Genomic DNA, 12322 nt, shown 5'->3' with positions numbered 1-12322 from the left:
CGCCGGCGCAGGCCGGGCGGTCAGGCCGCTAGGCCCAGGGCGGCCATCCGCTTGGTGTGCGCCTCGGTGATCCGGGAGAACATCCGGCCGACCTCGGCGAGGTCGAAACCGTCCGCGACGCCGCCCACCAGCATCGTGGAGAGCGCGTCGCGGTCGGCGACCACCCGCTGGGCCTGCGAGAGCGCCTCGCCCATCAGCCGCCGGGCCCAGAGGGCGAGCCGGCCGCCGACGCGGGGGTCGGCCTCGATCGCGGCCCGTACCTTCTCCACCGCGAAGTTCCCGTGGCCGGTGTCGTCCAGGACGGCGAGCACCAGGTCCCGGGTGTCCGCGTCGAGCCGGATGGCGACCTCGCGGTAGAAGTCGCTGGCGATCGAGTCGCCGACGTACGCCTTGACCAGGCCTTCCAGCCAGTCGGAGGGGGCGGTCTGGCGGTGGAAGTCGTCCAGCGCCCTGGCGAACGGCTCCATGGCCCCGGTCGGGTTCTCGCCGATCGTCGACAGCCGGTCGGTGAGCTGCTCGAAATGATGGAATTCCGCGGAGGCCATCTTCGCCAGTTCCGCCTTGTCGCCGAGGGTCGGCGCGAGTTTGGCGTCCTCGGCGAGCCGCTCGAAGGCGGCCAGTTCCCCGTACGCGAGGGCGCCCAGCAGGTCCACCACGGCGGCGCGGTACTGCGGGTCGACCGATGCCGTCGACCAGCTTCCGGCGGCGGTGCCGGTGGGTGCGGGGGCTTCGTCGGGCGTGCGAGCGGCGTTGTCAGGCGTCTCCATGGACCGCACAATAGCCCGCACGGCCCTGGTGGTAAGGGCCTGGTCCATCGCCGAGATCACACCGTTCCGATGAATTCGCCCAACACGCATGCGCGAATCCGGGGTACAGTGGTATTGCGCCTACTGAGCATTTTCGTACGACAGGGGCGCGCCCTTGAATGAGGATGCCCGGTCGGTGGCCCGATCGGCTCCGACCCGACAGCCCTCCACGCGGGTCGTACACACCGTACGACCGCAGATGAGGGGCCCCCTCAGCGGCACGAGCGCTCGAGCGACGGCAGTGGTCCCGCGCCACCCGCGCCCTCTCCCAGGGCCGGATGACCAACCCCGGCACGGTACGACCCCCAGCGTTCGCCTCGGTCCGCGTCTCACAGAAGAGGCAGCACCCTGACTACCTTCCGCGACCTCGGGATTCTCCCCGAGACGGCCGAGGCCCTCGAAGCCGTCGGCATCATGTCCCCCTTCCCGATCCAGGAGATGACGCTCCCCGTCGCGCTCTCCGGCAGCGACGTCATCGGCCAGGCGAAGACCGGCACCGGCAAGACGCTGGGCTTCGGCCTGCCCCTCCTGGAGATCGTCACCGTCCCCGCCGACGTCGAGGCGGGCCGGGCCGCGCCCGAGAAGCTGACGGACGCGCCGCAGGCGCTCGTCGTGGTCCCCACCCGCGAGCTCTGCCAGCAGGTCACCAACGACCTCCTCACCGCCGGCAAGGTCCGTAACGTCCGCGTCCAGGCCATCTACGGCGGCCGGGCGTACGAGCCCCAGGTCGAGGCGCTGAAGAAGGGCGTCGACGTGGTCGTCGGCACCCCCGGCCGCCTGCTCGACCTGGCGGGCCAGCGCAAGCTGGACCTGTCCCACGTCCGCGCGCTCGTCCTCGACGAGGCCGACGAGATGCTGGACCTGGGCTTCCTGCCCGACGTCGAGCGCATCCTCACGATGCTGCCGACGAAGCGTCAGACGATGCTCTTCTCGGCGACGATGCCCGGCGCCGTGATCAGCCTCGCCCGCCGCTACATGTCGCAGCCCACGCACATCAACGCCACGTCGCCCGACGACGAGGGCACGACGGTCAAGAACACGACCCAGTTCGTGTACCGGGCGCACAACATGGACAAGCCCGAGATGGTCTCGCGCATCCTCCAGGCCGACGGCCGGGGACTGGCGATGATCTTCTGCCGCACCAAGCGCACCGCCGCCGACATCGCGGAGCAGCTGGAGAAGCGCGGTTTCGCCTCCGGCGCGGTCCACGGCGACCTCGGTCAGGGCGCGCGCGAGCAGGCGCTGCGCGCGTTCCGCAACGGCAAGGTCGACGTCCTCGTCTGCACCGACGTCGCGGCGCGCGGTATCGATGTCGAGGGTGTGACCCACGTCATCAACTACCAGTCGCCCGAGGACGAGAAGACCTACCTGCACCGCATCGGCCGCACCGGCCGCGCGGGCGCCAAGGGCACCGCCGTCACGCTGGTGGACTGGGACGACATCCCGCGCTGGCAGCTGATCAACAAGGCGCTGGACCTGAAGTTCCCGGACCCCCCGGAGACGTACTCCACCTCGCCGCACCTGTTCTCGGACCTCGGCATTCCCGAGGGCACGAAGGGCATACTGCCGCGTGCCGAGCGGACCCGTGCGGGTCTGCGCGCGGAGGAGCTCGAGGACCTCGGCGAGACCGGTGGCCGGGGACGCAAGGCTCCCGCCTCCTCGGGTCCCGCCCGTGAGGCCCGTGAGCCCCGCGAGGAGCGCCCCGCGCGCACCCCGCGTCAGCGCCGCCGCACCCGTGGCGGAGCCGGCCAGGAGGAGGGCGTCGCCACGGTGCCCGCACCCGCGTCCGAGGCCGTACCGGCCCCGGAGAGCGGCCAGGTCGCCGGGTCGACGGAGCCGCGCACCCCGCGCCGCCGCCGTCGTGGCCGGGTCGGTGTCGCGGAGGCCGTCGCCGCCGAGGCGGCAGCCGTCGCGGTGGCCGAGGCTCCCGCACCGGTCGCGAAGGCGCCGGAGGCGGTCGTGGAGGCCCCCGTAGCTGTCGAGGCCACCAAGCCGGTCCGTCGTCGCCGTACCCGGGCCGCCGCTCCGGCCGAGCCGGAGTTCCAGACGGTGGCCGTCGCCGTGGGCTTCGCCGAGCCCGCGGCCGAGACGAAGCCGCGCCGCCGTCCCCGGGTCGTGAAGCCCGTCGAGGACGAGGTCGACTTCCAGATCGCCCCGCCCTCGGAGCCCGAGTCCGAGAGCCGCCCGCGCCGCCGTCCCCGTACGGCCGCCAAGCCGGCCACGGAGACGAAGGCCGAGGCGAAGCCCCGCACCCGCAAGGCCGCCGCGCCGAAGACCGCTGTGAAGGCCGAGCCCGAGGCGGCCGTGGCCGCACCGGCCGCCGACGCCGCGGAGGAGAAGCCGAAGCGCCGTCGCCGGACCGTCGCCAAGCCGGAGACCGCGGTGGTCGCCGAGGCGGAGGCCGTGGCGAGCGAGGCGGCCGAGGCTCCGGCCCGTACCCGTCGTCGGCGTACCCGCCCGGCGACCGCCGAGGCCGCGTCGACCGAGAGCTGACGCTCGCGGCGGCACACCTGACGCCGGACGGCCCCGTCCCCCCGCACACCGGGGGGACGGGGCCGTCCGGCGTTTCCGGTACACGGGCCCACCGGCCCACCGGCCCACCGGCCCACCGGCCCACCGGCCCACCGGCCCACCGGCCCACCGGCCCACCGGCCCACCGGCCCAGCATGATCCGGACGGGAGGCCCTAACCTCGTCCCATGAGCCGGCCGCCGACCTTCACCCCGCCCCCCTGTGCCCGTGCCCGGACGCTGCGCACCCCGCGCGGCGACTTCGCCGCACTGGACGCCGTACCGCGTACCGACCCGCGCGGCACGGTCCTGATGCTTCCCGGCTACACCGGGAGCAAGGAGGACTTCGTCGCCCTCCTCGAACCCCTGACCGCCGCCGGTTTCCGGGCCGTCGCCGTGGACGGCCGCGGGCAGTACGAGAGCCGGGGCACGGGTCGTCAGGAGGATTACGAGCAGCGCGAGTTGGCGCGGGACGTCCTCGCGCAGACGCTGGCGCTCGGCACCGCGGACGGCACGCCGACGCACCTGCTCGGCCATTCACTGGGCGGCCAGATCGCCCGCGCGGCCGTCCTCCTGGACCCCGTGCCCTTCCGCTCGCTGACGCTGATGTCGTCCGGGCCCGCCGAGGTCTCCGCCGGGCAGCGGGACAAGGTGAAGCTGCTCGGCGACGCACTGGCCGCGCTGACCATGGATCAGGTGTGGGACGCGATGCGGGCGTTGGACCCGCCGGAGGACGCGGACACCGGCGGCGGCGAGGATCTGCGCCGCCGGTGGCTGATGAACGATCCCGCGCAGCTGATCGCCACCGGACGCCAGTTGTCCGTGGAGCCGGACCGGGTGGACGAGCTGGCCGCGACCGGCCGGCCCGTCCACGTCGTCTCCGGGGAGCGCGACGACGTGTGGCCGGTCGGGCTGCTCACCGCGATGGCCGCCCGGCTGGGCGCCTGCCGCACCACGGTCGTGGGCGCGGAGCACTCCCCCAACACCGCGCGCCCCGAGGAGACGGCGGCGGCGCTGGTGGCGTTCTGGGAGAGCCTCCGCCTTCCCTGAATTCTGCCCCTGAAGTCTGCCCCTGAAGTCTGCGGCTAGAACTGCGCCTGGAGGTGCTGCCAGAAGCCGTCCCGCAGCGCCCGGCGCAGCGGGGCGTGCCCGCGCAGGGAGTGCTGGAGCAGGCGTTCCGCCTCGACCAGGAGGTCCTGGTCGACGGAGCCCGGCAGGTACGGGTGGCCCGGCATCAGGTCGACCAGGGACTCCCGGCCCTTGGCGGCGAGCCAGGCGGCGGCGACCTGCGCCCCGACAAAGCGGACGTCCTCGCGGGAGGGCGCCGGGCCCTCGTCCTCGTACGTGGTGACCGGGCGGCGGGTGACGTACGGGCGACAGAAGTCCAGGTCGAAGGTGCGCTGGCTGTCGACCTCCCAGAGCAGCGGCTCGGCCTGGTTGCGGCCCTCGGCGGCCTCGATGCCCCAGAGGTGGACCCGGGCGCCGTAGCCCTGCGCGGCTTCCACGGCCGAGACGAGGTCCTCGTCGCCGCCGACGAGCGCGGCGTCGCTGATGGCGCGGTGACGGGCGAGCGATTCGAGGTCGGTGCGGATGAGGGAGTCGACGCCCTTCTGCTGGTTGTTGGCGTTGAGGTTGCCGAGGCGCACTTTGACGTCGGGCAGTTCGGCGATGGACTGCTGCTCGGTGGTGTGGATACGGCGCCGGGCGCCGTCGTACCAGTAGACGCGGAGCAGCCGGCTGTCCGCGAAGATCGTGCGGGCCTGTTCGATGAACGCCTCGATCAGCCCTCCGGAGTCGAGGTCGAAGGAGCGGCGGTCCTCGGTGCCGGTGACGAGGAGTCCGGCGGCGGCGTAGACATAACCCGCGTCGACGAAGATCGCGTGGGTGGAGGGGGTCTTCGAGACCTCGGCGAGGACGCGCTGGAGCAGTTGGTTCGTCAGGTCCAGGCGGTCGCGGATGTCGTCCGGGGTGGTGGGGAAATCGGCTTCGGTCATGGGCGACTCGACGTCCGTGTCGGGGCGACTGCCTGCAGGTACTTAGACATCCAAAAAATTTCCTTAGCGTAGGGAATGTTTTCCGGGGGGTGCGCCGTTGTACCCCTCGTAGGGAGCGGGACCGTGCGGCCTCGCTTCCTTATCCTTGCGGACGGGAATCCCCGTCCGACCAGTAGTTCTCCAGCAGGAGGATCGGACGAAGGGAAGCCCTGTGCGCTTCGAGATCATGCGACTCGACGATGTCGACGGTACCGCCGTGGACAGCACCGTCGTAGACGCCGCCTCCGTCAACCGGATCGTGCAGCAGGCCGCGGCAATGGGCCAGCGCATCTACATTCGGCCGGCCGAAAGCCCGGCCTCGTAACACCTTCCGGCAGTACGCCTTGATGAGATGACGAGTCGCCCCCGTACGGATCTCCGTACGGGGGCGCTGTGCGTCCGGGGGGGCCGGTCCCGGGCGGCCGGGGCCGGTTCAGCTGTTCTGGATGACCTGGGTGACGCCGTTGATGATCTGCTGCACCGCGATGGCGGAGAGCATCATTCCGGCGAGCCGGGTCACCAGCACCACACCGCCGTCCTTGATGACCCGGATGATCAGCAGCGAGTAGCGCATGGTCAGCCAGAGCACCACGTGCATGGCGACGATCGCCGCCCAGACCGAGATCTGGCTGCTCACGGTGTGCGCGTGCTGCACGGCCAGGATCACCGACACGATAGCGCCGGGTCCGGCGAGCAGCGGCATGCCGAGGGGTACGAGCGCCACGTTGACGTCCTTCGTCTGCGTCGGCTCGTCCGTCTTGCCGGTGAGCAGGTCCAGCGCGATGAGCAGCAGGAGCAGGCCGCCGGAGATCATCAGCGCGGGCACGGAGACGTGCAGGTAGTCCAGGATCTGCTGGCCGAGGACACCGAAGACGGCGATCACCCCGAAGGCGACGGCGACGGCCTGGAGCGCCATCCTGCGCTGGGTCTTCGCGGGGCGGCCCGCGGTGAGGGCGAGGAAGATCGGCGTGATCCCCGGCGGGTCCATGATCACGAAGAGGGTGAGGAAGAGGGAACCGAAAACAGCGACGTCGAACACGGTGAGCCTTGCGGGAGAAGAGAACAAGCAGGTCGGGGGGGGTGACCGCGCGCGGGCAGCCCCGGCCCTCCGGAGCGCGGGGCTACGGGACCGGCCGGGGTGAGGTGGCGGCGGGAAGGGTGCGGAGGGCGCACGGCACCGGAGTGCGGCCGGGCACGGCTGCGACGGCCGGAGAGATCCGGAAAAACAAGGAGTCGGTGCGGCCCTCAGCGGCGGAGGGCTCCACCGGCGCCCGGCACCGGGAAGGCTCCCGTGGCGCGCCGGGTGATCTCGCCGTAGATCTCGGGATCGGTGGTGTACTCGCCGAGCGCGACGGTCTTGCGGCTGCCGTGGTAGTCGCTGGAGCCGGTGGTGAGCAACCCCACTTCGGCGGCGAGGCCGCGCAGCCGGGCACGGGTGGCGGCGTCGTGGTCCATGTGGTCGACCTCGATGCCGTCGAGTCCCGCCGCGGCGAGCCGGGCGATGGCCGACTCGGGGACGACGGCGCCGCGCTTGACGGCCGCCGGGTGGGCGAAAACGGTGACCCCGCCCGCCGCCTTGACGAGCCGGACGGCCTCGAAGGGGTCGAGTTCGTGCTTGCCCGCGTGCGCCCGGCCGCCGTCGGCGAGCCATTCGGGGGTGAACGCGTCGGAGACGGTGGGGACGACGCCCAGTTCGACGAGGGCGGCGGCGACGTGCGGGCGGCCCACCGAGCCGTCCCCGGCGATCCTCGCGACCTGGTCCCAGGTCACCGGCACGCCGAGCGCCTGCAGCTTGCCCACCATGGCCTGGGCCCGCGGCACCCTGTCGTCCCGGACCAGCTCGCGCTCGCGGGCGAACGCGGGCTCCTCGGGGTCGAAGAGGTACGCCAGCATGTGCAGGCTCACCCCGTCGAGGCGGCAGGAGAGTTCGGCGCCGGTGACGAGGGTGAGGCCCTCGGGGAGGGCGGCCAGCGCCTCGGCGTGGCCGCGCACGGTGTCGTGGTCGGTGAGGGCGACGACGTCCAGTCCGGCCGCCGCCGCGTTGGCGACCAGCTGGGCCGGGGTGTCCGTACCGTCGGACGCGGTGGAGTGCGTGTGCAGGTCGATACGCACGACGGTGACTCCTGTGCTCGCGGCGGACGGTGGGGACGCTCCAGGATAACCACCGCCCGGGCATCACCCGGACGGCCGCACGGAGCCACCCCGCCTCCAGGGGGCGTCCCCCGCCGTCAGTGCGGTGCGGGGCCCTGCCGGGGCGGGCCCTCGGGGATGCCGAGCAGGCGCGGGGTGAGGGCGCCGCAGGGCACCAGGTCCGTCTCGGTGCCGGCGTCGCGGAGGTCGGTGAGGACCAGTTCGTCGTACATGAGCAGCGCCGACTGCTGGGGCCAGACGATCGCCCAGAGCCAGAGCCCGCGCGCCTCGCCCGCGAAGACGGCCCGGTCCTCGGGGACGCCGTGCACCTGCCAGAGCGGGGTGGGGCGTCCCGCGGCGAGCACCTTGGCCACGGGGGGACCGTCGACGCGCATCCGGGGGCCGGGGTCGGGTCCTTCGATACCGGCGTAGCGGGCGCCGAGGCCGACGCCGAGTTCCTCGGCGACCAGCAGCAGCTCGCCCATCCCGCCGAGCGGACCTGGCCCCGAGCAGACCAGTGCGGTGGCGCGGCCGCCGCTGCGGTCGTCGCCCGCGTGCGCCACGCCCGTGAACAGCCAGCCGACCGGCAGCGGCCACGGCATCCACACCGGCACCTGTGCGCGGTGGACCACCACTCCGAGGGCCTCGACGCTGGGCGGGACCACCGGTTGCATCGGGTGGACCGGACCGTGCGCGGGGCACTGCCAGGAGTCGGCGAAAAGACCGGGCGCCCTGACCCGGCCACCGCACTTCGGGCAACTGGGTTCGCCCCTCATAGCGACCCACGGTCCCCCTCCCGCGTCGCCACGTCAAGGACGGTCACCCGTCCGCAGCGTGGCTCTCACCAGGAACGATAGATGTAGTTTGCATCTATTAGCGGACCTAACTTATTCTGTGTATCGCACAGACATATGGCCCGGACCGTGCGCCGGACCTCGCACAGCGGCCCTGCGGCCGGACCGTGCGCCCGGACCGTGCGCGGCAGCCCTGCGGCCCGACCGTGCACCCGGACCCCGCGGCCGTCAGGACCGCGTCCATGAGGAGAGTGGGAACACCATGCAGGGAGAGGACCCGTTCGACGAAGGGGCCACCAGCATCCTTCGCCAGCCCAAGGCGGTCTGGGCGACCGCCGGCGCCTCGGTCGTGGCGTTCATGGGCATCGGCCTGGTCGACCCGATTCTGCCGTCCATCGCCAAGGGGCTGGACGCGACGCCGAGCCAGGTGTCGCTGCTGTTCACCTCGTACTTCCTGATCACCGCGGTCGCGATGCTCGTCACCGGCTTCGTCTCCAGCCGCATCGGCGGGAAGAAGACCCTGCTGGCCGGCCTGGCGCTGGTCGTGGTGTTCGCCGCGCTCTCCGGTACGTCCTCCTCGGTGGGCGAGCTGGTCGGCTTCCGGGCCGGCTGGGGGCTCGGCAACGCGCTCTTCGTCTCCACCGCGCTGGCCGTGATCGTCGGCGCCGCCGCCGGTGGCAGCGCGGCGGCGATCCTGCTGTACGAGGCGGCGCTCGGCCTCGGCATGGCGTGCGGCCCGCTGGTGGGAGCGCTGCTCGGCAACGCCAGCTGGCGTTACCCGTTCTTCGGCACCGCCGCCCTGATGGCGATCGGGTTCGTCTGCATCAGCGCGTTCCTGAAGGAGCAGCCGAAGCCGGCCAGGAAGACCTCGCTGCTCGACCCGGTCAGGGCGCTCGGCCACGGCGGACTGGCCTCGGTCGCGGGCTCGGCGTTCTTCTACAACTACGCCTTCTTCACCATCCTCGCGTTCACCCCGTTCGTGCTGGACATGACCCCGTACAAGTCCGGCGCGGTCTTCTTCGCCTGGGGCCTGCTGCTCGCCGTCTTCTCGGTCTTCGTCGCCCCGCGGCTCCAGGCACGCTTCGGCTCGCTGAAGGTGCTGGGCGCCTCGCTCGTGCTCTTCGCCGCCGACCTGCTGATCCTCGGGTACGGGAACCACGTCACCGCGATCGTCTGCACCATCGTCTCGGGCGCCTTCATCGGCATGAACAACACCGTCTACACCGAGCTCGCCCTCGGCGTCTCCGACGCACCCCGTCCGGTGGCGAGCGCCGGCTACAACTTCGTCCGCTGGTTCGCCGCGGCCGCCGCCCCCTACCTCGCGCCGAAGATCGAGGAGTGGAGCAACGTGCACATCCCGTTCGTGGTCGCCGCCGTCACGGCCGTGGTCGGTGCGCTGATCGTCTGGGTACGCCGCTCCGCGCTCACCCACGAGGCCGAGGAGGTCCAGCCCCGGCACGCCACCGAGGACGGCGTCTCCGCCTTCGCCAACTGACGGCCACGGGCGCGGAGGAACGGACACGGAAGAGGGGCCCCGCCGGCCGGCGGGGCCCCTCTTCGCACGCCGACGGCTTCTTCGCACCCCGACGGCTTCTTCGTACGACGACGGCACGAACACGGACGGGTAGGGGTTCAGTCCAGCGGTACGGAGGTGCGCAGCGGGTCCCGCAGGTCCGTGCCGTGCGAGAGCCAGCGCTCCTGGAGCTCCTGGCCGCCCCGGACCCGCTTCCAGGCAGCCTCGTTCGCGGTCATCGGGAGCAGCGGCAGGAAGCGCACCGGGTCCATCGGCTCGTCCAGCTCCAGGTCCTCCACCAGCCCGCCGGACTCGGCGACCAGCACCGAGGAGAAGGGGGCGGACGGCCAGAGCGGGTCCCCCAGGTCGAGGGAGGCGCCGGGTGCCACGATCACGCCTTCGACCTGCGGGGACGCCGCGAGTACGGCGAGCGGGCGGAGCACCTGGTCGGTGTCGGCGAGCCCGGCGCGTACGGAGAGCACCAGTTCGGCGCGGGGGCCCTTGACCGGGTCGGCGAGTGGCGAGGTGGGGTCCGCCATGGGCTGGGCGGACATGCCGAGGGTGGCGTAGCGGACCACGTCGCCGTCGGGGAAGCGCAGCACTTCGATGCGGTCCGTGCCCAGGAAGGTCACTGTGGCACGGGCGTCCGGCTCCCCGAGGGCGGTGCACAGCCGGGCTTCGACGAGCGCGAGAATTTCTTCCATGTCGCGAGCATAGAACGCGTATCGAACGGGCAAAGTAAGGGATTGACCCTTGGCCGGGCTGATAGCCTGGCCGCCGGTCGGGACAGCGCGCGACGCGGCGCCCCCTGAAGTCCCGACAGCACGTCGTCCCCCACGGGGGACCGGCCGGAGGAGGTGGGGACTGCCATGGATCCAAGTCGACCGTGCAGTACCAAGCGCTCTTCCGTCTCCACCGTATCCCGGTGATTTCTTAAGCCCTCTCGGTCAGGGCTCGTGGCTTGTCGCACGGCGGAAGAGCATCCCGTTTTTGCCTGTCTGTAGCGAACGCCGTCGCCACCGCTCCGCGGTGCCGCCCGCTTTGCGGACGTGGTTCTCACGTCTCCATTCCGGGCTGTTCCGCCTGCGCGCACCGCACGGCCCTTTCGTGTAGGAGCCAGCCATGTCCATGATCCGTGACCTGCGCGCCGCTGTGCGCCCCTCCCTGCGCCCGTCCCTCCGCAAGGAACCCGTCCCGCACACCGGTTACGACCCCACCCGCGACCCGTCCGCCTCCAGTGCCGTGGTGGACTGCGCGGTCTACCGCGACGGCCGTCGCATGGAGGCGTCCGCCTGCCAGACCCCGCACGAGGCGATGCTGCGGGTGCGCGAGGGCGGCGGCTTCGCCTGGATCGGGCTGCACGAGCCCACCGAGGCCGAATTCGCTGTCATCGCACGGGAGTTCGGGCTGCACCCGCTGGCGGTGGAGGACGCGGTCCACGCCCACCAGCGGCCGAAGCTGGAGCGGTACGACGACACGCTCTTCACGGTCTTCAAGACCATCCACTACGTCGAGCACGCCGAGCTCACCGCGACCAGCGAGGTCGTCGAGACCGGCGAGGTGATGTGCTTCACCGGCCGGGACTTCGTGATCACCGTCCGGCACGGCGGCCAGGGCTCGCTGCGCGCACTGCGCCACCGCCTCCAGGACGATCCGGAGCTGCTGGCCAAGGGGCCGTCCGCCGTGCTGCACTCCATCGCCGACCACGTGGTGGACGGGTACATCGCGGTGGCGGGTGCGATGCAGGACGACATCGACGAGGTGGAGATCGACGTCTTCTCCACCCCGACGAAGGGCAGCGCACGCGGCACCGACGCCGGGCGGATCTACCAACTCAAGCGCGAGGTACTGGAGTTCAAGCGGGCCGTCTCGCCGCTCCAGCGGCCGATGCAGCTCCTCAGCGAGCGGCCGATGCGGCTGATCGACCCGGACATCCAGAAGTACTTCCGCGACGTGGCCGACCACCTCGCCCGGGTGCAGGAGGAGGTCCTCGGCTTCGACGAACTGCTGAACTCGATCCTCCAGGCCAACCTGGCGCAGGCGACGGTCACCCAGAACGAGGACATGCGCAAGATCACGTCCTGGGCCGCCATCGTCGCCGTACCCACGATGATCTGCGGGGTCTACGGCATGAACTTCGAGCACATGCCGGAACTCCGGTGGACGTACGGCTATCCGATGGTGCTGGGTGTCATCGCCGTGGTCTGTTTCTCCATCCACCGGACGCTGAAGCGCAACGGCTGGCTGTAGGCCGTGTCCGACGCCGCGCGGCCCGCGTCCCGTAGGCCGTGTCTGACAATTCCCGTCGGGCGGTCGGCGCCCGGCACGGCACCTCGCGGCGTTGTCGGACCGCCCGAGTACATCCAGTACGCGGGCGGTCCTCCGCCTTGCGATGCACCGCACCGGACACCGCCCGCTGATCCGACGCGCATGGTCAGACACGCCCTAGGCCGCGTGTCGAAAGTCCCGCCTGTCCGGCGACGCCCGGCACGCACGCTCGCCGCGTTGTCGGGATCGCCACGATACATCCAGTATCG

At 71.8% G+C, this 12322-nt stretch carries 11 protein-coding genes; 5 read left to right on the top strand and 6 right to left on the bottom strand.

The window, feature by feature from the left end; all coding sequences use genetic code 11:
- Positions 1-20 precede the first annotated feature (20 nt).
- Positions 21-767, bottom strand: a complete 747-nt coding sequence (locus OG599_RS22860) for a ferritin-like fold-containing protein (RefSeq protein WP_327177844.1) — start codon at positions 765-767, stop codon at positions 21-23.
- A gap of 453 nt (positions 768-1220) precedes the next feature.
- Here OG599_RS22860 and OG599_RS22855 point away from each other — a divergent pair, with 453 nt between their 5' ends.
- Positions 1221-3299, top strand: coding sequence for a DEAD/DEAH box helicase (locus tag OG599_RS22855; protein WP_327177843.1), 2079 nt, complete (start codon positions 1221-1223; stop codon positions 3297-3299).
- A 205-nt stretch (positions 3300-3504) separates the two neighbouring features.
- On the top strand, positions 3505-4365 hold the full coding sequence (locus tag OG599_RS22850) for an alpha/beta fold hydrolase (RefSeq protein ID WP_327177842.1): 861 nt from the start codon (positions 3505-3507) through the stop codon (positions 4363-4365).
- Between the two features lie 35 nt (positions 4366-4400).
- Here OG599_RS22850 and OG599_RS22845 read toward each other — a convergent pair whose 3' ends face one another.
- Complete coding sequence (locus tag OG599_RS22845) at positions 4401-5309, bottom strand: NYN domain-containing protein (protein ID WP_327177841.1); 909 nt, start codon at positions 5307-5309, stop codon at positions 4401-4403.
- A gap of 211 nt (positions 5310-5520) precedes the next feature.
- Here OG599_RS22845 and OG599_RS22840 point away from each other — a divergent pair, with 211 nt between their 5' ends.
- Entirely contained in the window at positions 5521-5673 is a 153-nt protein-coding gene (locus tag OG599_RS22840; RefSeq protein WP_327177840.1) for a hypothetical protein, read from the top strand.
- A gap of 108 nt (positions 5674-5781) precedes the next feature.
- Here OG599_RS22840 and OG599_RS22835 read toward each other — a convergent pair whose 3' ends face one another.
- The 3 genes from OG599_RS22835 to OG599_RS22825 all read right to left on the bottom strand — a co-directional run bounded on the left by OG599_RS22835 (position 5782) and on the right by OG599_RS22825 (position 8254).
- Positions 5782-6387, bottom strand: a complete 606-nt coding sequence (locus OG599_RS22835) for a MarC family protein (protein ID WP_327177839.1) — start codon at positions 6385-6387, stop codon at positions 5782-5784.
- Positions 6388-6593: 206 nt separating this feature from the next.
- A complete protein-coding gene (locus OG599_RS22830; protein ID WP_327177838.1) occupies positions 6594-7460 on the bottom strand; it encodes a PHP domain-containing protein in 867 nt (288 codons plus the stop codon).
- 116 nt (positions 7461-7576) lie between these two features.
- The gene (locus OG599_RS22825) at positions 7577-8254 is read right to left on the bottom strand and encodes a DUF6758 family protein (protein ID WP_327177837.1); all 678 of its coding nucleotides are present in this window, start codon (positions 8252-8254) and stop codon (positions 7577-7579) included.
- Between the two features lie 280 nt (positions 8255-8534).
- Between OG599_RS22825 and OG599_RS22820 the strand changes: the two genes are divergently transcribed.
- Positions 8535-9767, top strand: a complete 1233-nt coding sequence (locus tag OG599_RS22820; protein WP_327177836.1) for an MFS transporter — start codon at positions 8535-8537, stop codon at positions 9765-9767.
- A 137-nt stretch (positions 9768-9904) separates the two neighbouring features.
- Here OG599_RS22820 and OG599_RS22815 read toward each other — a convergent pair whose 3' ends face one another.
- Positions 9905-10489 carry a suppressor of fused domain protein gene (locus tag OG599_RS22815; protein WP_327177835.1) on the bottom strand — a complete coding sequence of 195 codons (585 nt, stop codon included), beginning with the start codon at positions 10487-10489 and terminating at the stop codon, positions 9905-9907.
- Between the two features lie 418 nt (positions 10490-10907).
- Between OG599_RS22815 and OG599_RS22810 the strand changes: the two genes are divergently transcribed.
- Entirely contained in the window at positions 10908-12035 is a 1128-nt protein-coding gene (locus OG599_RS22810) for a magnesium and cobalt transport protein CorA (RefSeq protein ID WP_327177834.1), read from the top strand.
- Positions 12036-12322 lie beyond the last annotated feature (287 nt).

Source organism: Streptomyces sp. NBC_01335, assembly GCF_035953295.1.
Classification (GTDB): domain Bacteria; phylum Actinomycetota; class Actinomycetes; order Streptomycetales; family Streptomycetaceae; genus Streptomyces.
This window is presented reverse-complemented; position numbering and strand designations above follow the sequence as displayed.